The organism is Rhizobium mulingense, assembly GCF_029194105.1.
In the GTDB taxonomy this organism is placed as follows: domain Bacteria; phylum Pseudomonadota; class Alphaproteobacteria; order Rhizobiales; family Rhizobiaceae; genus Rhizobium; species Rhizobium mulingense.
This window is the reverse complement of the sequence record NZ_JARFVE010000010.1, coordinates 1-24,585: the sequence shown is the minus strand read 5'-3', so window position 1 is coordinate 24,585 and position 24,585 is coordinate 1. Positions and strand designations below refer to the sequence as shown.

At 60.2% G+C, this 24,585-nt stretch carries 19 protein-coding genes, 3 tRNA genes, 2 pseudogenes and 1 riboswitch; of the genes and pseudogenes, 15 read left to right on the top strand and 9 right to left on the bottom strand.

Annotation, left to right across the window (positions count from 1 at the left end; genetic code table 11):
• Positions 1-17: 17 nt before the first annotated feature.
• A pseudogene (locus PYR71_RS21320) lies at positions 18-268 on the top strand (hypothetical protein); the annotation flags it as partial.
• Between the two features lie 372 nt (positions 269-640).
• Here PYR71_RS21320 and PYR71_RS31025 read toward each other — a convergent pair.
• Both PYR71_RS31025 and PYR71_RS21315 read right to left on the bottom strand, forming a co-directional pair.
• Positions 641-835: a DUF982 domain-containing protein gene (locus PYR71_RS31025; protein WP_416340302.1), complete on the bottom strand. Its 195-nt coding sequence runs from the start codon at positions 833-835 to the stop codon at positions 641-643.
• Between the two features lie 608 nt (positions 836-1,443).
• A complete protein-coding gene (locus PYR71_RS21315) occupies positions 1,444-1,887 on the bottom strand; it encodes a cupin domain-containing protein (protein WP_275620739.1) in 444 nt (147 codons plus the stop codon).
• A 710-nt stretch (positions 1,888-2,597) separates the two neighbouring features.
• Between PYR71_RS21315 and PYR71_RS21310 the strand changes: the two genes are divergently transcribed.
• A complete protein-coding gene (locus PYR71_RS21310; protein WP_003577126.1) occupies positions 2,598-2,792 on the top strand; it encodes a hypothetical protein in 195 nt (64 codons plus the stop codon).
• Positions 2,793-3,013: 221 nt separating this feature from the next.
• Here the strand turns inward: PYR71_RS21310 and PYR71_RS21305 are convergent.
• Together PYR71_RS21305 and PYR71_RS21300 are read right to left on the bottom strand one after the other, a co-directional pair.
• Positions 3,014-3,286 (bottom strand): annotated as a pseudogene (locus PYR71_RS21305) (LysR substrate-binding domain-containing protein); the annotation flags it as partial.
• Between the two features lie 237 nt (positions 3,287-3,523).
• Positions 3,524-4,135, bottom strand: coding sequence for a L,D-transpeptidase (locus tag PYR71_RS21300; protein WP_183914875.1), 612 nt, complete (start codon positions 4,133-4,135; stop codon positions 3,524-3,526).
• Between the two features lie 176 nt (positions 4,136-4,311).
• Between PYR71_RS21300 and PYR71_RS21295 the strand changes: the two genes are divergently transcribed.
• Both PYR71_RS21295 and PYR71_RS21290 read left to right on the top strand, forming a co-directional pair.
• Positions 4,312-4,662: a cupin domain-containing protein gene (locus PYR71_RS21295; RefSeq protein WP_275620738.1), complete on the top strand. Its 351-nt coding sequence runs from the start codon at positions 4,312-4,314 to the stop codon at positions 4,660-4,662.
• A gap of 232 nt (positions 4,663-4,894) precedes the next feature.
• A complete protein-coding gene (locus tag PYR71_RS21290) occupies positions 4,895-7,054 on the top strand; it encodes a bifunctional diguanylate cyclase/phosphodiesterase (RefSeq protein ID WP_275620737.1) in 2,160 nt (719 codons plus the stop codon).
• A gap of 103 nt (positions 7,055-7,157) precedes the next feature.
• On the opposite strand, the gene PYR71_RS21285 is transcribed toward PYR71_RS21290, so the two are convergent.
• Entirely contained in the window at positions 7,158-8,402 is a 1,245-nt protein-coding gene (locus PYR71_RS21285; protein ID WP_275620736.1) for a cytochrome P450, read from the bottom strand.
• Between the two features lie 119 nt (positions 8,403-8,521).
• Positions 8,522-9,775, bottom strand: coding sequence for a sensor domain-containing diguanylate cyclase (locus PYR71_RS21280; protein ID WP_275620735.1), 1,254 nt, complete (start codon positions 9,773-9,775; stop codon positions 8,522-8,524).
• A 462-nt stretch (positions 9,776-10,237) separates the two neighbouring features.
• Here PYR71_RS21280 and clpP point away from each other — a divergent pair, with 462 nt between their 5' ends.
• From clpP to PYR71_RS21250, 6 genes are all read left to right on the top strand, one after another.
• Positions 10,238-10,867, top strand: coding sequence for an ATP-dependent Clp endopeptidase proteolytic subunit ClpP (clpP, locus tag PYR71_RS21275; protein WP_003573944.1), 630 nt, complete (start codon positions 10,238-10,240; stop codon positions 10,865-10,867).
• A 302-nt stretch (positions 10,868-11,169) separates the two neighbouring features.
• Complete coding sequence (clpX, locus tag PYR71_RS21270) at positions 11,170-12,447, top strand: ATP-dependent Clp protease ATP-binding subunit ClpX (RefSeq protein ID WP_004680013.1); 1,278 nt, start codon at positions 11,170-11,172, stop codon at positions 12,445-12,447.
• A 397-nt stretch (positions 12,448-12,844) separates the two neighbouring features.
• The gene (gene lon, locus PYR71_RS21265) at positions 12,845-15,262 is read left to right on the top strand and encodes an endopeptidase La (RefSeq protein WP_275620734.1); all 2,418 of its coding nucleotides are present in this window, start codon (positions 12,845-12,847) and stop codon (positions 15,260-15,262) included.
• Between the two features lie 206 nt (positions 15,263-15,468).
• Positions 15,469-15,744, top strand: coding sequence for a DNA-binding protein HupB (gene hupB / locus PYR71_RS21260; protein WP_003547346.1), 276 nt, complete (start codon positions 15,469-15,471; stop codon positions 15,742-15,744).
• Between the two features lie 122 nt (positions 15,745-15,866).
• A riboswitch (FMN riboswitch) is annotated at positions 15,867-16,017 on the top strand.
• Positions 16,018-16,099: 82 nt separating this feature from the next.
• Positions 16,100-17,014, top strand: coding sequence for a DMT family transporter (locus PYR71_RS21255; protein ID WP_430523413.1), 915 nt, complete (start codon positions 16,100-16,102; stop codon positions 17,012-17,014).
• A gap of 81 nt (positions 17,015-17,095) precedes the next feature.
• Complete coding sequence (locus PYR71_RS21250) at positions 17,096-19,294, top strand: esterase-like activity of phytase family protein (protein ID WP_275620732.1); 2,199 nt, start codon at positions 17,096-17,098, stop codon at positions 19,292-19,294.
• A 589-nt stretch (positions 19,295-19,883) separates the two neighbouring features.
• On the opposite strand, the gene PYR71_RS21245 is transcribed toward PYR71_RS21250, so the two are convergent.
• Entirely contained in the window at positions 19,884-20,870 is a 987-nt protein-coding gene (locus tag PYR71_RS21245; RefSeq protein WP_275620731.1) for an aldo/keto reductase, read from the bottom strand.
• A 252-nt stretch (positions 20,871-21,122) separates the two neighbouring features.
• Between PYR71_RS21245 and PYR71_RS21240 the strand changes: the two genes are divergently transcribed.
• Entirely contained in the window at positions 21,123-21,533 is a 411-nt protein-coding gene (locus PYR71_RS21240) for a (R)-mandelonitrile lyase (RefSeq protein ID WP_275620730.1), read from the top strand.
• On the opposite strand, the gene PYR71_RS21235 is transcribed toward PYR71_RS21240, so the two are convergent.
• Entirely contained in the window at positions 21,530-22,135 is a 606-nt protein-coding gene (locus tag PYR71_RS21235) for a class I SAM-dependent methyltransferase (protein WP_275620729.1), read from the bottom strand. The two genes, PYR71_RS21240 and PYR71_RS21235, sit on opposite strands and share 4 nt — an antisense overlap.
• Before the next feature lie 164 nt (positions 22,136-22,299).
• Between PYR71_RS21235 and PYR71_RS21230 the strand changes: the two genes are divergently transcribed.
• Entirely contained in the window at positions 22,300-22,656 is a 357-nt protein-coding gene (locus PYR71_RS21230) for a hypothetical protein (RefSeq protein ID WP_275620728.1), read from the top strand.
• A gap of 136 nt (positions 22,657-22,792) precedes the next feature.
• Positions 22,793-23,341: a glutathione peroxidase gene (locus PYR71_RS21225; RefSeq protein WP_275620727.1), complete on the top strand. Its 549-nt coding sequence runs from the start codon at positions 22,793-22,795 to the stop codon at positions 23,339-23,341.
• Positions 23,342-23,891: 550 nt separating this feature from the next.
• Here PYR71_RS21225 and PYR71_RS21220 read toward each other — a convergent pair.
• Positions 23,892-23,967 (bottom strand) — tRNA-Val (locus PYR71_RS21220).
• Between the two features lie 413 nt (positions 23,968-24,380).
• Between PYR71_RS21220 and PYR71_RS21215 the strand changes: the two genes are divergently transcribed.
• Both PYR71_RS21215 and PYR71_RS21210 read left to right on the top strand, forming a co-directional pair.
• Positions 24,381-24,457: transfer RNA gene (locus tag PYR71_RS21215), tRNA-Asp, on the top strand.
• A 51-nt stretch (positions 24,458-24,508) separates the two neighbouring features.
• A tRNA-Asp gene (locus tag PYR71_RS21210) sits at positions 24,509-24,585 on the top strand.

Genomic DNA, 24,585 nt, shown 5'->3' with positions numbered 1-24,585 from the left:
AGTCGCTTGCGATGGGACTTGCAGACATCCCGCAGGAGGAGGCGCAGACCTACGCGATGATCCGCAAAGCCGATACTCTCGGGACCTTCCAGGTCGAATCCCCTGCGCAGATGGCAATGCTGCCCCCGTCTGAAACTGAGGACCTTCTACGACCTGGTGATCCAGGTGGCGATCGTGCGCCCCGGCCCGATCCAGGGCGACATGGGTGCATCCCTATCTTCGTCGACGCGAAGGCAAGGAGGAGGTTGTCCACCCCACACTTGAACTGTAGGCAGTACTCAAGAAAACGCTCGGCGTCCCTCTTTTTCAAGAGAGCGAAACCCGATTTCGGCAGCGAGAGTTCGATCTCGCGGGTGATATGATCACTTCACGACCCGATCGATCCGCCAGGCACTTTTCTTCGCGAATGATATGCCTGCACCGTTCCCGTCGATCCTGATTTCTTGATAACCGGCACACTCACGAGGAGAACGCTGCGAGGGCGAAAACACTGTGGCCTGAAGTGAGCATCCGGCACTGGTGAAGAGGCTGAACGAACTCAGCTTGTATCTGGGAGAGCATTGTTCGAGATTACGCCTTGCTACGTGCAGGAACATGCCCGTTCTTCGTTGAGCAGGCGTCAACTTAAAGTCCGGCGTGCCTACCGTTCTATATCGGTCGAGTAGGGGATTTCGGCTTCCTCCAACGCCAACAAGAACGACTCCCGAGCGCTTTCGTCTGAAACATGTCCGTCATTGACGCTTTCACAGGCTTCAAGGGCCGCGATGTAAGCCCTTCCGTCAGAGACTGGCCAACGGGCCGACAGGAGATCGAACGCCTGTTTTGCCGATCTCACGGTGATCGGCCTTCGCAGATGTAGAATAACGACACTCGTCCACAAGACACATGCTCCATCGCCAGCGGGCACACCCGCAAAACGGAGAGGCCGCTACATCACAACTTGAGCCTACGAGGAAGGTTCCGCACGCTTATTCTCAGCCATACTGAGGTCCAGTGCCTGTCGCAACTGACCCGCTGACAGGTCCGGGTCTGCACTTAAAAGATCAATGGCGGCAGCATATGCGGCTTCTGCGCAATTCCCGCCTGCATCGATGGAGTTCGCATCGCACCAGTCGGCTATTACCTTGGCGAGCATCTCTATGTGCCGTTCGGATAGTTCCGGAAGATTTAAGAGGTTTAGAGACATTATTGTGGCCCCACCAAAGGCAAGAGCACGTCTTATCGCCCAATCGGCGTCGCCCTGGTAATATCGCCGACTGGAGTACTATACGCTAAATATGGCGCGATGATATGGCGGTCCCCGCCCATGCCGAGCTTTTCACAGCTGATCTCCGCGTCGCCTTGAGGCCGCTTCGATCTGAACCTAAAGCCGCGATGCGTCCCGCCGACGGGTCAGGTGTACATTTCGCCCCTACATCCGCACTGACGGACGCCTTAACAAGTTCAATTTGCGTCGAGCGGCGGGCCTGTAAAAGTGATACCATAAGTGGCCGCCGAGCCGGCTATTACGCCCATGTCTTCGGGGATACGGTATTTGTTGCGGCCCATCTCCAAAAAATAGTCTTCGAAACCCCCAGGAGTGAGCATTGTCAGCATTCGTGCCGGCTGATCGCCTGCAACCCTGAAGGTGTGCTCCACGCCGCGCGGCATGAAGACGGCTTCCCCAGGTCCCTTGACCACCGTTCCGTCCTTTGTCCAGAACTCGACATCGCCTGAGAGTATAAAGAAGGCTTCGTCTTCGTTTTTATGAACGTGTCGTGGCGGACCATACCCGGGTTCGGTGACGCTATCAACGAGCGCGAAAGCGCCGCCGGTTTCTGGCTTGGTCAACAAAAGCGTATACGTAGTGCCGAGCCATTGTGTGGTGCGAATAGCCGTGTTGTCCATCGTCTTCCCCGGTTGCGAGTAATGAGCTGAGTATGGGCCTGGCCTATTTTTTTGTCATGGTTTACCTCAAAACTTGCCCCAGCCTACCTCGTCACAATACAAGACCTCAAGACGATCACAGCGAGTAACGTAACATATGCATGTAACGACCGGCTATACCTTGCGTAATGCTAATCCGACCGGCCACTCGCCAGTATTGCGAACATGAAATTTCGTGGCGGCAGTCGGCCACGCTCGTCGGAAGCCGGAGGGCCGGCCGGCGGGAAGCTTGGCGGTCGCACCAACCGACCTGGCACCTGCGATCAGCGGCGATCCGCAATATCGGCAGTAAAGCCATCGGCGGGCCTTCGACGATGGGTGTCAGACGAACGTACATCATCTGTTACTTCGCACTTGCGGTAATTATCATACGATTCAAAACGCTAAATAATAACAAAAATCAGTTGCTTACTAGAAATTTCTCGACTACGTTTTTTACAGAAGAATTCCGAAATAACCGGCCCTCGCCGGCGATACCCAGCGGTCGTTTGACCTCGCTTGAGGAGGATGATGACGTTGTTTTGTCCGACTTCATTTGTTCGCAATGGTGTAGCGAATGCGTGATCTCATCTCGATCCGACACCGACCTACGGCGTCACTCTGACGCGTCGTAAATCCTTTGTTCCACTTTTCTAAGATGGTGCTCCCGTGTGGCGCGCCCGAGGTTTGTTATGCAAAAGCAAGCTGTCGTATTCAACGGTCAGGAAGTCGGGATCGCGGTCCCTGTCGAAAACCGCCTCAAATTCATCGCTGTCCGCTTCAATGTCATCGACTTAGACAACAGGCTCTTTGACACGGTTACCGAAATCCGGCGCGCCATTACAGAGCATCTCGCGTCCAGCGGTCGTGCGATCACCTCGCACTGAGTGGCAGGAGATTTTCTTCTGATGTCCGATTGAGGTTCCTTGGGCCCAGAAGCTGATCGGCCAGTGGTCAGGGCTCTTGCTTCCTACTCACGGACTTCAAGCTTGTCGCCATATTTCAAGGCGAGCCGACGGCAGTCCTCGCAATTCAACATAATACCCTCCGCAACGACACTCGCGGCGAAGATGCGGTCCCACGCGGCCTCGGCAGGGAAAACCTCTCCGAGAAACGCGACGAACGCCTTGACAGCGGGGTTGCCTCGGCGGCTCTCGGGCGAGAGGGCGGTAATGTTGAAGCGGTCGATCGCGTAGTCTTTGAGAACGGGCATCAACTCGCCGTGCTCGAGGAAAGGGGCAGCGATGTACGTCGGGGACATGCCGATACCACCGCCCGCAATAACAATAGCGGCTACAGCGTCACTATTGTCGACCACGATCGCGGCGTTCGGAACGATTTCGAGCAACCGGTCCCCGACTTTGAACGGCCAACGCAACGGCTGGCCAGTGCTCTGGTGCCGGAAGTTGACGGCAGCTCGGCTGTCGAGCCCGCGATAGGCGCGGCGATCTCAACGATCCCGACAATCACCTCATGTCGCCAGCCTGGCTCCAGCAGGGGAGGTCATAGTGGTCGAAGTTCACGAGCATCTCTTGGTTGTATGCTGCGAAGAACACTGAAACAGCCCAGCCGGGAGGTAAGGCTGGCGAGGGGACCGCTGGGGGCTTACCCGATCCGATTACCGTTGGACAATCACCCGGGTCCCCGGCTGGACCATATCGTAAAGCTCCTCGACGTCCTCGAGGTACATTCGAAAACACCCACTCGACGCATTGGTTCCGATGGAGGACGGGTCGTTGGTACCGTGTATGCGCAGCAGCCCATCGGCAAGGTATATCGCTCGGGTTCCCAGCGGATTGTTGGGGCCCGGCTTCACGACCGCTGGAAGCCTCGGATTCTTCTGACGCATGCTGGGCGTTGGCCGCCATTCGGGATACAATCGCTTCGACACCACCCGCGTCGTTCCGTACCATTGCTTGCCTTCGCGGCCAACGGCTATGGGGTAAACGAACTGCTCTCCGCTAGCTGTCGTGTAAATAAGTGTGTGTTCGCGCGTGGCGATCACGATGTTTCCTCTAGCGCTTCGCGTCGACGGTGCCCGGCGATCATACAGGGGTTCCTGATAGCGAGGGGAGGGGTCGTAATAAGGCGGAGGTGGATACGGGCTGTAAGGGTCATCATAGCCGTAGCCTCTGTCTTCGTCGTATCCATCATACGGTTCATAGACTTGGGCCCGGGCTTGAACCACCGTTAGCAAAACGGCCACTGCAAGGAGAGCCAGCAATCTCATTTTTCGCCATCCGCTTGTTATGCAAGCGGTATTGGTCCCAACTCTATGGCGTCACTATGGCGGACCGTAGCGAACATATTGAACGCATGCTGCAAAAGCACATGAAAAACCAATAATTACGAGCGCGCCGTATGCAAACGTATGCTGCGAAGAACATTGAAATAGAAGAGATCAGAATGACTGTGACCAATTTCATCACCTTCGGCATCGATGGCGTCGAGCCGGAGGTCGGCGCGCCCGAACCCGGCCGGATCATCTCCGGCGATCCGCAGTTCCGGACCTGGAACCTGGAGGAGGCCGAAGGCGGCCTCTATTCCGGCATCTGGGAAGCGACGCCCGGCAAATGGCGAATCTCTTACGAGGAATGGGAATATTTCAGCCTGCTGTCCGGCCATTCGATCGTGACGGAAGACGGCGGCGAACCGGTTCATCTGAAGGCGGGTGACCGGATGATCCTCAGACCCGGCTTCAAGGGAACCTGGGAAGTCGTTGAAACGACTCGCAAGGACTATGTGATCAAGGTTTGAACAGCCGCTGCAGATCGGCTGGGATGATGCCGGGCCTGTCCCGGTTTGCGGCGATTATGCGCCGTTTCTCCTGAAGAAGTCGCTTCTCTTTTGCCGATAGTAGGCATTTGATCTTTCCCATTAATGGGACCTACATCGTCAAATGCTAGACCTTATCTGCAGCGCATTGCGGACATGATGTCTCCTGCCGTCACAACAGACATGGCCTTGCAATTCATCTTTCGGGATTGGCATGTCGTCGAATCTTGCGGGTAGGCACGTTCGCACTCAAACCTCTTCCATCATTGCGACAACGGTGTGCTTCCTTCTGGTAGCCCTCGTGCTCACGGGCCTCATGGCCCATGTCGTCGTGACGATGACCCGGTCGGGGAACGAGATCGACGATGCCCGCGCCACTCGCGCCGCCCGCGCCGCGATCGCAGCCTTTGTCGCCCGCCTCGGTGCGACAACGACGGATAACGCCGTCTGGGACGATGCCTATCGTGCGGCTTCCTCTCCGAATGCCGCGGACTGGGCCTATGAGAATTGGGGAAAGACCAGCGAGGATTACCCGCTTTACGACGGTGCAATCGTAATTGGACCCGATCGGACGTCGATCGTGTCGGCCTATGCAAAGGGCAAGCCCTTCGAGCCCGCCGCGTTCTTCGGCAGGGCCTTTTATCAGCAGATCAATGTGGCCGCCGATCCGGCGAAAGCGCCGCTGGTTAATTTCGTCAAGACCGAAAATGGTATCGCGCTGATCGCATCGCAGGCAATCCAACCTTTCGACGACGTTGTCGACACTGCGAAATTCAGCACGCTGAGCTTTTATAAGGAATTCACCCCGGAGGTGCTGGACACCCTCTCGAACGAACATGAACTCGAGGGTCTGCGCCTTGAGGCGACGCCCAAGCCGGATTTCCTGAACACACCGATCACCGACATGAAGGGTGCGGTGATCGGCTATCTCGCCTGGCCCAGCAAGGCGCCTGGAAGCACGGTGTTTCATCAGGTGACACCTTACATCGCCGCCGCCATCGTTATCCTCGTTCTGTTCCTGGTCGGTGTTCTGATGGTCGGCGCGTCCGAGGCGCGGCGCCTGCGTCAACTGGCGCAGGCAGCGCTTTACGAAGCGGGCCACGATAGTCTGAGCGGCCTGTTGAATAGGCAGGGGCTGCTCAGCCTGCTCGAAGAGCTGGAAGATACGGCCTCAGCGCCGCCCCGGCTCTATCTGGTCGACCTCGATGGCTTCAAGGCCGTCAATGATGCCTGGGGGCATGCCGTCGGCGACGATCTGATCCGCCTGGTCTCGAAGGCGCTGACGGCCTGCCATCCGGAAGTCGTCGCCGCCGCCCGGCTGGGGGGCGACGAATTTGCACTGGTGCATGTTGGCTCCGCCACCTGCGAAGAGATGGAGAGGGCCGTTCTGGCGCTGTTTGCCGAGCCCTTCAAGATCGACGGGCGGACAATCGAGGTCGGAGCAAGCATCGGAGCTGCTGCGCGCGACGAAGACATCGAGCCCTTGGAGCTGCTGCGCAGGGCGGACATGGCGCTTTATAGCGCCAAGGCAAATGGCAGAGGCCAGGCGATCGAATACGATCCCGAACTGGACCAGGAGCGCCAGCGGGTCGCCGAGCTGGAGGCTCTGCTGAAGAGCGCCATCGGCTCCGGCGCCATCGAAGCTGTCTTCCAGCCTCTCGTCTCTGCCTCGACCGGCACGGTGACCGGTCTTGAAGCCCTGGCGCGTTGGCGAACGGCCGCAGGCAACGTCAGTCCGGAGGTCTTCATCCCCCTTGCCGAAAGATGCGGTCTCATCGATGCGCTCGGCGTTCACATGCTCAAAACATCGATCGCGCATGCCATGACCTGGCCAGATCTGGCATTGTCGGTGAATGTCTCGCCGGTCCAGCTGTGCAATCCGGAATTTGCGACCGAAGTGATCGCGGTCCTGCAGGAGCTCGATTTCGACCCGAAACGCCTGACATTGGAGATCACCGAAGGCGTCCTGATGACAAATCCGGATCAGGCCCGGCGCTCGATCGACCAGCTCAAGCGCGTCGGCATCAAGTTCGCGCTCGACGACTTCGGCTGCGGCTACGCCAGCATCGGCGCACTGCGGCAATTCGGCTTCGATCGCATGAAGATCGACCGCTCGCTCGTCTCGGCGCTCGACGAAGGCGCAAAGGGCGCCGACGTCCTTCGGGCGACCATCTCGCTGGCGAGTGCCCTGCAGATCCCCGTTACCGCCGAAGGCGTCGAGAATTCGCGCCAGGCGGCGATCTTGCGGGACGCCGGCTGTGATCAGCTTCAAGGCTATCTGATGGGAAAACCCATGTCGGCCCGCGACATCACCGGCAAGCTGCAGGAAGAGGCCGCCGCCGAGACTAGAGGAGGTCTCGCAAAAAGCGTTTAGCGGTTTGCGGTAAAGACATGCGTAAAAACAAAGATCGTCAGGCGTTGGATTCAGCCGGCACGCCGCACGGGATCCTCCAGCCGCCGAAAATCAAGCCTCGGGATCACCACTGCAAATCCAGCCGCTCCAGTCCGTGGAAATGGTAGACGTCCTTGACCATAGGTGTCTTCGCGAGCCTGAGGCCGGCAAGCCGCTCGAACAGGATCGGCAGCACGACGTTGAGCTCCAGCCGCGCCAGCGGCGCGCCGATGCAGAAATGGATGCCGGCGCCGAAAGAGAGATTGGGCGCCTCGTTGCGATCGGGCCGGAAGCTCAGCGGATCGGTGAATTTCGCAGGGTCGAGATTGGCGGCGGCAAGGATGAGGCTGACCTTGTCGCCGCGCTTGAACGAGACGCCGTCGATTTCGGCGGGCTCGAGTGCCCAGCGCTGGAAGATATGGACCGGCGCGCAGATGCGTAGCGTCTCCTCGACCGTGCGCTCCGTCGTCGCCTCGTCACGGAAGAGCGTCGCCGGATCTGAGCCGCTGTCGAGGATCGTACGCACGGAATTGCCGATCTGGTGCACGGTCGCTTCGTGCCCGGCGTTAAGCAGCACGATCGTCGTCGAGATCAGCTCTTCCTCCGTGAGATACTGGCCCTTGTGCTCGGTATGGATCATGTGGGTCAGCAGGTCGTCGCGCGGCTCGGCGCGGCGCTCGGCGATCACTGTCCTGACATAGTGGGAAAATTCCTTGGCTGCCCGTTCGGCCGCGTCTTCCTGCTCGCGCGTGCGGCCGAACATGTACATGCGGACATAGGCGTGCGACCAGGCGAGCAGCTGCGGCCCCATATCCTCCGGGATGCCGATCATGCGGGCGATCATCGTCACCGGAATGATATCGGCAAAGGCCGAGAGCAGCTCGACCTCGCCCTTATCGGCGAAGCCGTCGATCAGCCGGTTGGCGAGTTCGGCAAGCTCCGGCTTCATCTTCTCGACATGGCGCGAGACGAAGGCGCGGTTGACGAGGGTGCGCAGCCGCGTGTGCTCCGGCGGTTCGAGTTCGAGCAGGGAATAACGTTCGGAGAGATCGAAACTTGCAAGATGCGGCATCGGTTCGGCAAGGCCGAGCTCCTCGCGGCTGGCGATATGCAGGATCTGCCGGCCGAAGCGGCGGTCGCGTAACAGCCCGTTCACATGGTCGTAGCCGGTGAAGAACCACTGTTTCTGCTCGGTCCAGTAGAAGGTCGGACAATGGGCGTGGAGCGCGGCATAGACGTCGTTCGGATTGCCGTAGAAGGCCGGGTTGCGGGCATCCAGCGAGACATGGCGGAGGGCAGGGTCGATCGAGAGAAAGGGCGGTGTCGTCATGCCCCGAGGCTTAGCGGATTTGCCAGGCCTCGAAAAGATGCGGATGAGGAGAGCCGGCCGCAAACGAAGCATGCCCGAGTGGAGTTAAACTAGGGGATTGATTCTATTTTCAGCTGCGGCTAGCCGGCCCGCGACAGCGTGCCCATGCGTCGCAGCGCCTCGACCTGATCATCGACCGTTGGCACGAGTTCGCCGGCAGTCGGGATCGGCGTTGCCGACGCCGGGGCCGCCGCTTCCGCTTCGCCGAAGGTGACCGTGCAGTTGCGGCCGGCGGCCTTGGCGGCATAGAGCGCCCGGTCGGCGGCCGAAATCAGCTTGTCGATATTGGCTTCGATCGAGGCGGCGAGCGCAATGCCGATACTGACCGTAACCGGAACGATCGCTTCGCCGGTGGCGACGGGAAGGCGGCAGAATTCGGTGCGGATCGCTTCGGCGATCGCCTCGGCTTCCATCTGGTCCGAGACGGCGGCAAAGGCGGCGAATTCCTCGCCGCCCATGCGGCCGAAGATGTGGTTTGGAATATACTGCCGCGCCATGCGCGCGAAGGCGGTGAGCACCGCGTCGCCGGCCTGGTGGCCGAAGCGGTCGTTGACGCGCTTGAAATGATCCAGGTCGAATAGCATCACCGCGACCTGCCGCTGTTCACTGTGGGCTCTTTCCTGCATGGCCTCGAAATAGCCGAGCAGGCCGCGGCGGTTGAGCACGCCCGTGAGTGAATCGGTCAGTGTCATCGTCCGCAGATGCCGTTCGGAGCGTTCCATGACCAGCCGGCAGGTAAGCGCAAAGGCGATCGTGAGTAGGAAGGCGCTCGCCATTGCCGAGACGCCGCCGAGATTGGTCGCGTCGATATCGCTGGGCAGCGTTACCGCCATCGTCAGCGCCGAGCCGAAGCACAGGCAGCCCTGCATGACGAACACGCCCATTAGCTTAATGCGGGTGCGCTCGCGGCGCATGTCGCCGGCGGCGACCGCCATGGCGAGGGCCGTGGCGCCGGTCGCCGAAGCGAGATTGTAGAGCACGACGCGGTTGGAATAATCGGTGTTGACCCAGGGCAGAAACACCCCGGCCAGCCAGATTGCCGGCGGCAGCAGCACCCACCATTCGATCTTCTTGCGGTCGAGCGCGAGAAAACCCGCCACCCAGGCGCTCTGGCCGAGCAGCGCAATGGCATTGCCGATCTCGACGGACACGAGGCTGGGGACTTGGCCGCGTAGCGCGATCATCGCAAAGCCGATGCCGGTCAGAAGAAAGCCGAGGCCCCAATAGAGGTAGGCTTCGTTCTTGACGTTGTGGCGCCACGCGACGAAAAGCACCAGAGCGAGCGTCATGGCCTCCGAACACCAGATGGCGAGACCTGTAGCGATATTGAACACGGCAGCAAACCCCTTGCCCGTCGACCTTGTCTGTTGGCCGCATCCTTGCTGAGGAAGCTCGCCACTTCCTTAATGCAGTTGCGGTGCGGCATGATTTTCGGCCGGTATCTGGCGGTAGGCTTTCCGTTGGGTAAACGTATGTGAGCGCTGCTGGATGGAGTAAGCTTTCCTTCATCCTGTCATGGAGAAAAGCGGGGGGAGACGCCGCCGGGGGCTCGCGGTCATCAGCCATTTACGAGAAAGAGGCTGCCGGCGCCGAAGCTCGATGCACGTCGCCCGGAAGTGTGCAGCGGTTCCGGGATGACCACATGCATGAAAGAGGACCTGAAGCCGCCGTGCCCCGCCTTCTTAACGTTATCCTCATGCGTGTCTTGAAGAGGAGGGCAGGGACACTCTATGTAGGGATATGGCATTTTCTTTGATTCCCGGCGGCCGCCGGCATGACGTTGACAAAGGACGCACATGAGAAACCCAGTTGATACCGCAATGGCCCTCGTGCCGATGGTCGTGGAACAGACCAACCGCGGTGAACGCTCCTACGACATCTATTCCCGCCTGTTGAAGGAACGCATCATCTTCCTGACCGGCGCCGTCGAGGATCACATGGCGACGCTTGTCTGCGCCCAGCTGCTCTTCCTCGAGGCCGAAAACCCGAAGAAGGAAATCGCCCTCTACATCAATTCGCCTGGTGGCGTCGTCACCGCCGGCATGGCGATCTACGATACGATGCAGTTCATCAAACCGGCGGTTTCGACGCTTTGCATCGGCCAGGCTGCGTCCATGGGCTCGCTGCTGCTGGCCGCCGGCCACAAGGACATGCGCTTCGCCACGCCGAACTCCCGCATCATGGTGCACCAGCCCTCGGGCGGCTTCCAGGGCCAGGCCTCGGATATCGAGCGCCACGCCCGCGACATCCTCAAGATGAAGCGCCGCCTCAACGAAGTCTACGTCAAGCACACCGGCCGCACCTACGAGGAAGTTGAAAAGACCCTCGATCGTGACCATTTCATGGATGCGGATGAGGCCCAGGGCTGGGGCGTGATCGACAAGGTTCTGACCTCGCGCCTCGAGATGGAAGGCGAGCAGGCCTAGTAATTAATTGGGATGGTGTTTTTGCCGCCACAGTTCTATCTCATTTGTGATCGAACAAGGGCTTTCATCCGGCGGTGAAGACACTAATAGTAACTATTAATGCTATGTTGAATTTTTGTGACATAGCATTTGGCATTCGAAGGGGATTCGTTGCCGCCGGAACCTGGACATGGTTGACTGGAACCGGTTCGTAGCCCCTGAAGCCCTTCTCGGCAAAGGCTCCGGAAACGGAGTGCCGCCAGGAGCTGATAGAGTGGACCGCGATTTCGCCTTGAAATGCGGCGTGCTGGAAGGAAAATGATATGAGCAAGGTCAGCGGCAGCAACGGCGGCGACTCCAAGAACACCCTCTATTGTTCGTTCTGCGGAAAGAGCCAGCACGAAGTCCGGAAACTGATTGCCGGACCGACCGTCTTCATCTGCGATGAATGCGTCGAATTGTGCATGGACATCATCCGCGAGGAAAACAAGTCCTCGATGGTCAAGTCCCGCGACGGCGTTCCGACGCCCCAGGACATCATCAAGGTCCTCGACGAATATGTCATCGGCCAGCGGCAGGCGAAGAAGATCCTGTCTGTCGCCGTTCACAACCATTACAAACGCCTGGCCCACGCCTCCAAGAACGGCGAAGTCGAATTGGCGAAGTCGAACATCATGCTCGTCGGCCCGACCGGCTGCGGCAAGACCTATCTTGCCCAGACGCTTGCCCGCATCATCGACGTTCCCTTCACCATGGCCGATGCGACGACGCTGACGGAAGCCGGCTATGTCGGCGAGGACGTCGAAAACATCATCCTGAAGCTCCTGCAGGCAGCCGACTACAATGTCGAGCGCGCCCAGCGCGGCATCGTCTACATCGACGAAGTCGACAAGATTTCGCGCAAGTCCGACAATCCGTCGATCACCCGTGACGTCTCGGGCGAAGGCGTGCAGCAGGCGCTTCTGAAGATCATGGAAGGCACGGTCGCTTCCGTTCCGCCGCAGGGCGGCCGCAAGCACCCGCAGCAGGAATTCCTGCAGGTCGACACGACGAACATCCTGTTCATCTGCGGCGGCGCCTTCGCCGGCCTCGACAAGATCATCTCCGCCCGCGGCGAGAAGACCTCGATCGGCTTCGGCGCGACCGTCAAGGCCCAGGACGACCGCCGCGTCGGCGAAGTCCTGCGCGAACTCGAGCCCGAAGACCTGGTCAAGTTCGGCCTCATCCCCGAATTCATCGGCCGTCTGCCGGTTCTGGCGACGCTCGAGGATCTCGACGAGGACGCGCTGATCCAGATCCTGTCGGAGCCGAAGAACGCGCTGATCAAGCAGTACCAGCGCCTGTTCGAGATGGAAGACGTCGAGCTGACCTTCCACGAAGACGCACTGCGCGAAATCGCCCGCAAGGCGATCGTGCGCAAGACCGGCGCCCGCGGCCTCCGCTCGATCATGGAGAAGATCCTGCTCGACACGATGTTCGAACTGCCGACGCTGGAAGGTGTGCGCGAGGTGGTCATCTCGGAGGAAGTGGTGCGCGGTTCGGCCCGTCCGCTTTATATCTATGCCGACCGTCAGGAAGAAAAGGCCAACGCTTCGGCGTGACCTTGCGCTTTCGCACCATTATTTTGGGGGCTTGCCATCAGCAGGCCCCTTTCTATTTGAAAAATCATCCGAGGCGCTGTTAGTATTTGTCGGTGGGACCGGAATTGCCTTTGCCGATGTTGCGCAGGGGTGATGCTTGGCAATGGTGGGATGATCTCGTAAGCCTGTTGCTGGCGTTGTATTGAGCCTGGCCGGAAATGGTAAGCGCCGGTCCAGCCACGCTCTTCATAGTGTTGGCGTTCCGTTGTAACAAAGCTGTCACATCCGGGGAACGCGGGCGTTAGCGTGGCTTGAAAAGCGTAGTCAGAACCTCCACTTGTAGAACCAAGTGAGAGCCGGCCGGTCCCAAGCGGCCGTGCAGAGAGCCCGGTAACGGGACGATGGAAAGGACAAAAAAATGACGAAGAAAACGTCTGTAGCGAGCAGCACTGCCTACCCTGTTCTGCCTTTGCGCGACATCGTGGTATTCCCGCACATGATCGTGCCGCTGTTCGTCGGACGGGAAAAGTCGATCCGTGCGCTCGAAGAGGTCATGGGGTCTGACAAGCAGATCATGCTGGTGACGCAGATCAACGCCAGTGACGACGATCCGGACCCTTCGGCAATTCACAATGTGGGCACGGTCGCCAATGTACTGCAGCTGCTCAAGCTGCCCGACGGCACCGTCAAGGTTCTAGTCGAAGGCCGCGCCCGCGCTGAGATTGACACCTATACTAGCCGCGAAGATTTCTATGAGGCGCTCGGCCATGTGCTCGAGGAGCCGCATGACGATCCGGTCGAGCTGGAAGCATTGTCGCGCTCGGTCGTTTCCGAATTCGAAAGCTATGTGAAGCTCAACAAGAAGATTTCGCCTGAAGTGGTCGGCGCCGCCAGCCAGATCGACGACTATTCCAAGCTCGCCGATACGGTCGCCTCGCACCTGTCGATCAAGATCACCGAGAAGCAGGAGATGCTGGAGACGACCAGCGTCAAGCAGCGCCTGGAAAAGGCCCTCGGCTTCATGGAAGGCGAGATCTCGGTGCTGCAGGTCGAAAAGCGCATCCGCTCGCGTGTCAAGCGCCAGATGGAGAAGACCCAGCGCGAATACTATCTCAATGAGCAGATGAAGGCGATCCAGAAGGAACTCGGCGACGGCGAGGAAGGCCGCGACGAGATGAGCGAACTGGAAGAGCGCATCGCCAAGACCAAGCTGTCCAAGGAGGCCCGTGAAAAGGCCGATGCGGAGCTGAAGAAGCTGCGCCAGATGAGCCCGATGTCGGCCGAAGCCACCGTCGTGCGCAACTATCTGGACTGGCTGCTCGGCATCCCGTGGGGCAAGAAGTCGAAGATCAAGGCCGATCTCAACAATGCCGAGAAGATCCTCGAAGCCGATCACTTCGGTCTCGATAAGGTCAAGGAGCGCATCGTCGAATATCTCGCCGTGCAGGCCCGCGCCACCAAGATCAAGGGTCCGATCCTCTGCCTCGTCGGACCTCCCGGCGTCGGCAAGACCTCGCTCGCCCAGTCGATCGCCAAGGCGACCGGCCGTGAGTATGTCCGCATGGCGCTCGGTGGCGTTCGCGACGAAGCCGAAATCCGCGGTCACCGCCGCACCTATATCGGCTCGATGCCCGGCAAGGTCATCCAGTCGATGAAAAAGGCAAAGAAGTCGAACCCGCTCTTCCTGCTCGACGAAATCGACAAGCTCGGCCAGGACTATCGCGGTGATCCGTCTTCGGCCTTGCTCGAAGTGCTCGATCCGGCGCAGAATTCGACCTTCATGGACCATTACCTGGAAGTTGAATACGACCTGTCGGACGTGATGTTCATCACGACGGCGAATACGCTCAACATCCCGGCGCCGCTGATGGATCGCATGGAGATCATCCGTATCGCCGGCTACACCGAAGATGAAAAGCGCGAGATCGCCAAGCGGCACCTGCTGCCGAAGGCCATCAAGGAGCATGCGCTGCAACCCGAGGAATTTTCGGTCAGCGACGACGCCCTGATGGCGATCAGCCAGCAGTATACCCGTGAAGCCGGTGTCCGCAGCTTCGAACGCGAATTGATGAAGCTCGCCCGCAAGGCGGTGACCGAGATTATCAAGGGCAAGACGAAGTCCGTTCACGTGACGGCCGCCAACATCGCCGATTACCTGGGCGTCCCGCGCTTCCGTCACGGCGAAGCCGAGGGCGAGGATCAGGTCGGCGTCGTCACCGGTCTGGCGTGGACGGAAGTCGGCGGCGAGCTGCTGACGATCGAAGGCGTGATGATGCCGGGCAAGGGCCGCATGACGGTCACCGGCAATCTGAAGGACGTCATGAAGGAATCGATTTCGGCAGCGGCCTCCTATGTCCGCTCGCGCGCCGTCGATTTCGGCATCGAACCGCCAATGTTCGAAAAGAACGACATCCACGTGCACGTGCCGGAAGGCGCCACGCCGAAGGATGGCCCCTCGGCCGGTGTCGCCATGGCGACCGCCATCGTCTCGATCATGACCGGCATCCCGGTGAACAAGCATGTGGCCATGACCGGTGAAATCACCCTTCGCGGCCGTGTGCTGCCGATCGGCGGTCTCAAGGAAAAGCTGCTCGCAGCGCTTCGCGGCGGCATCAAGAAGGTGCTGATTCCGGAGGAAAACGCCAAGGACCTGGCGGAGATTCCTGACAACGTGAAGAACAACATGGAGATCATCCCGGTCTCCCGCATGGGCGAGGTGATCAAGCACGCGCTGATCCGCCGGCCCGAGCCGATCGAGTGGGATGGCACGGTGGAAACGCCTGTGATCACATCGGTCGAAGGCCTTGATGAGACGGGCGCAACCATAGCGCATTGAGTGGCGCTTGCCACATTTATGCCCATTTGGCGCAAAAGACGCAAAAAGGCTGGCGGAAACGCCAGCCTTTTTTGTGAAAACGTCATGGAGACGCTTGCTTTTCCTTGATTTGCAGGGCTTCTGGGTTCCCGGCGGGCCTGATGAAACCTATTCTGCGCCTAGCTTACATTTGAGTCGTTTCATACCATTTAGAAAGGGGTGGAAACATGAACAAGAATGAACTCGTGTCCGCAGTGGCCGAAAAGGCGGGACTGACGAAGTCTGACGCGGCTTCCGCTGTCGACGCGGTTTTCGACGTTGTCCAGGCTGAACTCAAGAACAAGGGCGACATCCGCCTCGCAGGGTTCGGCAGCTTCACCGTTTCTCATCGTGCAGCATCGAAGGGCCGCAACCCGTCCACCGGCGCTGAAGTCGACATTCCGGCTCGCAACGTGCCGAAGTTCACGCCCGGCAAGGGCCTGAAGGACGCCGTCAACGGCTGATTAAAGATTATCCGCCAGCCGTAAACGAGACCGGCTGTGCAGGGTTTTGAGAGGGGTTCGGCTATGCCGGGCCCCTTTTTGGCTTGTCCGCTTGCCGCATGCGGGACTTTGTTTTACCACGGAGCTGTTCTCAGGGCGGGGTGAAACTCCCACCGGCGGTAAGGGCTACGGTCCGAGCCCGCGAGCGCTTTCCCAAGCTGTCGCGCGGGAAGGGTCAGCAGATCCGGTGCGATTCCGGAGCCGACGGTATAGTCCGGATGAAAGAGAATGAGCATGGCCGCGTGCGGGCAGGGGACTGCCGGCGCCAGCGTGTCATCGCCTCATGCGTCCTGATTTATGTGAGTCCTTATTTCGGATAAAAGACATGAATCAGAATTCCCTTGCAGTCTCTCAATCCCGCGCCTTTGCCGGCGCAACCTTCATGGTGCTTGGAGGCGTGGCCTTTTCGCTACTCAACGTCGCCACCCAGTGGCTGACCATGACGCTCGCCTTTCCCCCGGCCTCGGCGGCCTTCTGGCAATATGCCTTCGCCTTCCTTTTCTCCTTGCCCTTCCTGCGCAAGGCAGGCCTTTCGGCCATGCGCACCAGCTATCCCTGGCGGCATGTCGTGCGCGTGGTCTTTGCCGCGCTCGGCGTCGTGGCATGGGTTGCCAGCCTTGCTTCGGTGCCGATCTGGCAGGCGATTGCGCTCGTCATGACCTCGCCCTTCTTCATCGTCCTCGGCGCCCGGCTGTTCCTCGGCGAACGCGTCGGCGCCGCCCGCTGGGCGGCAACGGCTGTCGGCTTTTCCGGCGCGATGATTATCCTGCAGCCTTGGTCCGACAGTTTCACCTGGGCAGCGTTGCTGCCGGTGCTCTCGGCGCTGCTCTGGGGTGCATCGTCGCTGATCACCAAGAGCCTGACCGGCATTGAGAAGCCGGAGACGATCACCCTCTGGCTGCTGGTGCTGCTGACGTCGATCAACGGCGGGCTGGCACTTGCGGCGGGCCTCGCCGTGCCGACGGGTGCGACGCTGGCTCTCTCCCTTCTGGCGGGCCTCCTGACGGTCGTGGCGCAATATCTGCTTACCCTTGCCTATGCCAGCGCCGACGCTGCCTATGTGCAGCCGTTCGACGATCTGAAGCTGCCGCTCAACGTGCTCGCCGGCTGGCTGTTCTTCGGTTATGCGCCGGCCGGTTATCTCTGGCTGGGAGCCGGCCTCATCCTCGCCGCATCGCTCTTCATCATGCGCAACGAGATGCGTCGGGAAAGGCAGACGGCCTCCGCATGAAATGTCACGGACTGTCATGTCTCTGTCATGGCAGTCCCGCAGAAAACCCGTGTTTCGACCATTCGCCACATGGGGGATTTCATGACGATTTCATCGCGCCAGGCAGCGCTTGCTGCCGTGCTTCTCGTATCCGTTGCCTTTCCGGCCGCCGCCGAGCCGGTCTTCAACCGCATCGCCTCTTTCCCGGTCGCTCAGAACCTGCCTGATGACAAAGACAAGCTGTCGCCGACATCGGCCGAAATCATCACCGCGACCGACGATGGCAATACGCTGATCTACAGCGACAGCCCGCTCCGCGCGATCGGCTTCATCGACATCAGCGACGCCAAGGCGCCGAAATCAGGCGGCGCGCTGATGATGGACGGCGAGCCGACATCGGTCACCTCGAGCGCCGGCAAGGCGCTCGTGGCCGTCAACACCTCCGAGAGCAAGGCGAAGCCCTCAGGCCGCCTGGCGATCGTCGACGTGGCGACGAAGAAGATCGAAAACAGCTGCGATCTCGGCGGCCAGCCGGATTCGATCGCCCTCAACAAGGACAAGACGATCGGCACTATTGCGATCGAAAACGAGCGCGACGAAGACGTCAATGACGGCAAGATCCCGCAGATGCCGGCCGGCGACCTCGTCGTCTTCCAGGTCAAGAACGGCACTGTTGATTGCAGCAGCATCAAGCATGTGACGCTGACCGGTCTCGCCGGCGTTGCCCCTGAGGATCCGGAGCCGGAATTCGTCGCCTTCAACGGGCTGAACGAGATTGCCCTGACGCTACAGGAAAACAACGAGATCGTCATCATCGACGCCAATACGGCTGAGGTGAAGACGCATTTCTCCGCCGGCAGCGTCGATCTCACCGAAATCGACACCAAGCGTGACGGCGCGCTGAAATTCACTGGCGAATCCAAGGGAGTACTGCGCGAGCCCGACGCCGTGAAGTGGCTGGACGACAACCGCCTCGTTGTCGCCAATGAGGGCGATTACCAGGGCGGCTCGCGCGGTTTCACCATCTTCGACAAGACGGGCAAGCTTCTCTACGAATCGGGCGCATCCTTCGAACGCGCCGTCGCCCATCTCGGCCACTATCCGGAAAGCCGCTCGGGATCGAAGGGCGTCGAGCCGGAAGGCCTCGAAGCTGCCAAGTTCGGCGATGACCAATATTTCTTCCTGCTCGCCGAGCGCGCCTCGGTCGTCGGCGTCTATAAGGACACCGGCGCCGACCCCGAACTCATCCAACTGCTGCCGTCCGGCATTTCGCCGGAGGGTGGCGTCGCTATTCCCCAGCGCAATCTCTTTGCCACCGCCAACGAGCTCGACCTCGGAAAGGATGGCGGCGCGCGCTCGCATGTGATGATCTACGAGCGCTCGGAAGGCGAGAAAGCCTATCCGAAGATCGTCTCCGCCGACAAGGACGGCAATCCGATCGGCTTCGCAGCACTTTCGGGTCTGGCCGCCGTTCCCGGTAAGCCGGGCATGCTCTATGCCGTCAGCGACAGCGTTCTCGGCTCGCAGCCGACGATCTACACGATCGATGCCAGCAAGAAGCCAGCGGTCATCACCGATGCACTCGTCGTCAAGCGTGACGGCGCCCCGGCCCAGAAGCTCGACATCGAAGGCATCGCGGTTGCCGCCGACGGCTCCTTCTGGCTCGCCTCGGAAGGCTATAGCGAGCGTCTCGTGCCGCACGCCCTCTATAACGTCAATGCCAAGGGAGACATCAAGGCCGAGATTGCCCTGCCGAAGGAACTCGCCGCCAATGAAATCCGCTTCGGTTTCGAAGGTGTGACCATTATCGGCACCGGCGACGATGCCACGCTCTGGATGGCGGTCCAGCGCGAGTGGGGCGACGACCAGAAGGGCTTCGTCAAGCTCGTCTCCTACAATCCGAAGAAGAAGGAATGGGGCGCCGTGCGCTATCCGCTCGACAAGACGGAAAGCGGCTGGGTCGGCCTGTCGGAAATTTCGGCTCAGGGCGACAGCGTCTACATAATCGAGCGCGACAACCTCGTCGGCGATGCCGCCAAGCTGAAGAAGCTCTACAAGGTGGCGATCTCGGAGCTGAAGCCCGCCAAGCTCGGCGGCGAACTGCCCGTCGTCAAGAAGACCGAAGCCCACGATTTCCTCGGCGAACTCAAGAGCGCGACCAACGGCTACGTGCTCGACAAGCTCGAAGGCTTCACCTTCGACGCATCGGGCAAGCCCTATGCCGTCACCGACAACGACGGCGTCAGCGACTCCTCCGGCGAGACGCTGTTCTTCCCGGTTGATCTCAGCGCCACGAACTGAGGCGTCATAGAGGGATAAGGGAGAGGCCGGGCGAAAGTCCGGCCTCTCTTGATGCCGAGCATCCAAGGGGTGTCCGCATTCACGGTGGGAAGGCGAGGGCATCCGACTGAAGAACATTTGCAAAGCAGAGGGCTTCGGCGGGACGCGACTGGCAGGAGGCGAGATGCTGAAGCATTTACAACAGCTTGCGGGTGCAGGGAGGTTGGAGTTTGGCATGGGCGCCTCCCCACACTCCGTCATCCTTGGCCTTGAGCCGAGGATCCATGCCCCTGCCTCTCACGCGTGCGGATGCTGGGGTCAAGTCCGAGCATAACGGAGATTGGCGGACGCGATGGGCAGGAGGCGAGATGCTGGAGCAATTACAACGGCTTGCGGCGCAGTGAGGTTGGAGTTTGGCATGGACGCCTCCCCACCCTCCGTCATCCTCGGCCTTGAGCTGCCTTGAGCCGAGGATCCATGCTGCGACCTCTCATGCGTGCGGGTGCACGCTCGGCTCAAGGCCGCGCATGGAGGAGGAGAGGGCTGAGGCCTTCAACTAGGACGGTTCATTGATGCTTCCCGCAGCCCTCACAAAGAAGCAGCTCCAGCCCTACCAACGCTGATGCACATGCTGCGCGATCAGCCGCGTGTAGATCTCGCGCGTCGCCGCCATGACGTCGGCCGCAAGCGGCGCCAGATCGGCAGCCGCCGCATTGGCCTTGGCCTGTTCGCCATTGCGGGCGCCGGGGATGACGACGGTGACGGCGTCGCTCATCAGGATCCAACGCAGCGCAAAAGCGGCCATGGTCGCGCCGGTGGGCACCAGCGTGCGCACCTCTTCCACCGCCTGCAGGCCAACCTCGAACGGCACGCCGGCAAAGGTCTCGCCGACATCGAAGGCTTCGCCATGGCGATTGAAATTGCGGTGGTCGTCGCTGGCAAAATGCGTCTCGCGGGTGATCTTGCCGGAGAGCAGGCCGCTTGCCAGCGGCACACGGGCGATGATCGCCACGTTCTTGCGCCTGGCCTCGGCAAAGAACAGGTGGTCGGGGCGCTGGCGGAAGATGTTGTAGATGATCTGGATGCTGACGACGCCGGGATACTCGATCGCCTTCAGCCCGTCCTCGACTTTTTCGACGCTGACGCCGTAACCCTTGATCTTACCGGCCGTCTGCAACGCGTCTAGACTGTCGAAGACCTCGGGCTGGTAAAACACCTCGCGTGGCGGGCAGTGCAGCTGCACCAGGTCGACACTATCGACGGCAAGGTTTTTCAGGCTGCGGTCGATGAAGCCTTCGAGATTGGCCTTGCTGTAGCCTTCGGCGACATGCGGATTGAGGCGGCGGCCCGCCTTGGTGGCGACCATTGGGCGCTCGCCGCCACGCGCCTTCAGCACGTCGGCGATGATTTTTTCCGAACGGCCGTCGCCATAGACGTCAGCCGTATCGATGAAGGTCATGCCGGCATCGAGCGCGGCATTCAGAGCCGCACGCCCGTCCGCCTCGCTGATATCGCCCCATGAGCCGCCGATCTGCCAGGCGCCGAAGCCGACATTGGTAACGGTAAAGGGCATGCGGCCGAAAGCATGATGTTTCATGAGAAATTCTCCCAATGCATGTTGCCCCGGGAAGTGTGCAGCGGTTCCGGGATAACGACATGCGTAAAAACAAAGAACCAAAGCGTGTCGCATGAACCAAGTTCAATTCGACGCACTTTAGGTGATGAAAGATATTGGCCTATCAGCAGGGCCACTATGCGGCAATTGCCGATCCGGCCTTGATCGCTCGCCTCGATGAAATATCGTCAGGTTACAAGGCTTCAAACGCAATGGAATAGAAAAGGAACGATCATGGACATCAAACCCGCCGGCTCTCGCCCCTCGATGAAACCGCCGGCCGACTATTTCACCGGCGCCGTTCGCCAGGATCCGCTGATCGAGCCGCCGGCGCCGGCCCGGGTGCGGGCAACCTCCGTCACTTTCGAACCCGGCGCCCGCACGGCCTGGCACACGCATCCGCTCGGCCAGACGCTGATCGTCACCTCGGGCAAGGGGCTTGCCCAGAGCTGGGGCGATGACATCCGCGAGATTCGCGCCGGCGACACCGTCTGGTTCGCCCCGGGTGAAAAACATTGGCATGGTGCTGCCCCGGATACGGCGATGACGCACATCGCCATTCACGAGGCGCTGGACGGCAAGCATGTCGACTGGATGGAGCATGTCAGCGACGCGCAATATTCCGGCGCGTTGTCGGCCGGTTAGAGCCGCTTCAGGCAGTAGGAAAAATGCGCATGTGATTCGACCGTCAGGAACTCGAATTGCCAGCCGTAATCCTTGCAGAACTTGGTGACCGCCTCGACGACGCCATAGACGATCGGTTTGACGGTATTGCCGGTGCAGAAATCATGCCCGGCAATGCGCCCCGTCCGCTTCACCTTCTTTTCGCAGAGCAGCAGTTCCTGCCAGGTGAGCTCGAAGGAATGGTCGGTATCGATATACGCCCAGTCGAGGAAATCGTCCTCGAATTCGGCGAGCTTTTCGAGCGACGTGCCCTGCATCAGATACAGCCGTCCGGCCGCGATCTCGGTCGCGAACTGCGCATGGATCGAATCGAGGCCGGAGCTGTAGCGGTCCATCGACCAGGGATCGATGAGGTAGAGCTGCGCCGGGCGATTCTTCTCGAGGATCTCCGCCGTATATTCGCCGAAGGCCGCCCCAACCTCGACGCCGATGCCGCCATTCGGGATCCGGTAGAGCAGCTCGCCGCGATCCGGCAGCAGGCGGGCGTTTTCCAAATGGTGGGCGCTGAGCGGGGTGCGCGGCATGCTCGCCCTAAGCGCCTGCCTTTCTTCACGTGTCTTCATCTCTGATCTCGGATTGCGGGCGGTTGACGGCCCGGATGCGGTCTGCGGGGAACGTAGGAGCAGCGGACCTCGATGACAACCACATGACGGGAATTTGCTTCTTTCGGACAAATCGCTAAGTTTCATTCGTGGACCGACGAAAAAGCCTCGGGAGGAGCGATTTCATGAGACGCATGTGGCCGGAAGAATTCAACGCCGTCTTCAACGGAGCCGAGGAGGTGATGCTGGAATCACCCGCCGAGGCCGGCGAGGCGCCGTTGCACCGGAAGGCGCTGAGGGCGCGCATCACCATGGAGGATTACGAGCGGATCTGGCCGCTCGCCGAGATGCGCTTCCGGCTGGGCGAAGGGGATCTGGCCGGCAAGGCCGTCACGCTGATCACCACCAATCCCCACTACCACGCCTGGCACCCGAAGGACGGCGGCAGCGTCGAATCGGTCTCCGACAGCGGCCGCCATTTCAAGACGGATTATATCGTCGTGCATTTCCTGCTCGACGCCAAGGAAACCTCCCCCGCCTGATATGTCCAAGCCGGTGCCGGCCGCAAGCCCGCACCGGCATCCGCATTCTGTTGACGCCGATGTGATTCCGACGCTGATGACAATCGCGGCGATATCGCTAAGTTTGCGGAAATTTTCTATCAAAATGGAGGTTCCCGTGACGGCGAACGTGCTGGATATTCCTGTAAAATCAATGGATGGTCGTGAAACCACGCTCAACCACTACAAGGGCAGGGTGGTCTTGATCGTCAATGTCGCCTCGAAATGCGGGCTCACGCCGCAATATGAGGGGCTGGAAAAGCTCTGCGGGGAAAAGCGCGAGCGCGGCTTCGTCATCGCCGCTTTCCCCGCCAACGACTTCAAGGGCCAGGAGCCGGGCACCGATGCCGAGATCCTCGATTTCTGCACCAGTACCTACGACGTCACCTTCCCGATCTTCTCGAAGATCTCGGTGAAGGGCGAGACCCAGCACCCGCTTTACCGGCAACTGACCAAATCCGGCGTGAAGACCACCGGCGACGGCCCGATGCGCGATCGCCTGAAAGCCCACGGTATCGCAGGCGGCGACGAGGACGACATTCTCTGGAACTTTGAAAAATTCTTGATCGGGCGCGACGGCAAAGTCGTCGCCCGCTTCGCGCCTGACGTGACGGCCGATGATTCGCGGCTGGTTTCGGCGGTGGACAAGGAACTGGCGAAGGGATGATTGCCCTACGGCTGCCAGGCGCATCCGGGCGCTGAACGTCTTCAGATCCCGAGTACCGTCACAAGCGGCGGCGTAAAGTCCTTGAAGCCCAATCTTGGCCAGTCGCACCTTGCGTCAAATTGCGTCTTTGGTTTGTGGCGCTGGCAGTTCGGCTTCGTCTTGAATGCATAGCCAGGCAGGTTGACGTAGGTGGGACTTGGCGCGCCAACGGCAATCGCGATGCACAGCGTCAATACGGAGCAGAGAGTTCTCATGGCACCCCTCCAGGCGTGAGAAACCTTCAAGCGCGGAGACTTTCCGGGCGGCGAATATTCCCACGTTCGCCGGCTCCCATCCATTCGCCCAATAGGAGGTGGCGCGGTTGCCGGAGTAGTCCGTTTTGGTGGAGGTCTCAGACTCCCGAGCGCATCTGGATCTGCCGGACGTCGCGCCTTGCTGTGCCGAAATGTCTTCCCGAATGCAGCCTCGAATATTGGTACCGAGGCGCACCAAGCGTCGGTCTGCCAGGCCGCGATATCACTTGGGTACTTGGCGCGAATAGGAGAAAAAATGGTGGGCGATGAGAGACTCGAACTCCCGACATCCTCGGTGTAAACGAGGCGCTCTACCAACTGAGCTAATCGCCCATCGCGAGCGAAGCCGGATCGGCCTGCCGCGTTGGTGGCCGTGATCTATGCGGATCGCGGCAAAACCGCAAGAGTGTTTGTGAAGAATTTTTGATTTTTTTGGCGACAGTCCTGTCCTTTGCCGTGGCGGTCGGGCGCAGCCTGGCTGTGGATAAAGGGGAGGGGAAGGCGGCGGGCATAGGCAATTGCTGGAGTCGTCGGCTTCGATCGGGCGTCGGTGCCGCGGCGGACAACGGAATTGCCGGCGTTTCATTCTTCCCGCATGGTCTTTGCCGAAACAATTCAACGACTGTCATGGTTTTGTCTCCAAACCTGCTTGACACTAAAAGACGAACCCCGTAGTTAGCCGCTCATCGAAACGGGCAGCCGTTTTGGTGAGGGTGCGAAGGCATCCGGATTGCTTGAAATGAAGTGCGGGTGTAGCTCAGTCGGTTAGAGTGCCGGCCTGTCACGCCGGAGGTCGCGGGTTCGAGCCCCGTCACTCGCGCCATTTCAAAAGAGGCGACAAAACGCCGCCATCCGGTTCTTCCGTCCGTCATGCGCGGGTGTAGCTCAGTCGGTTAGAGTGCCGGCCTGTCACGCCGGAGGTCGCGGGTTCGAGCCCCGTCACTCGCGCCA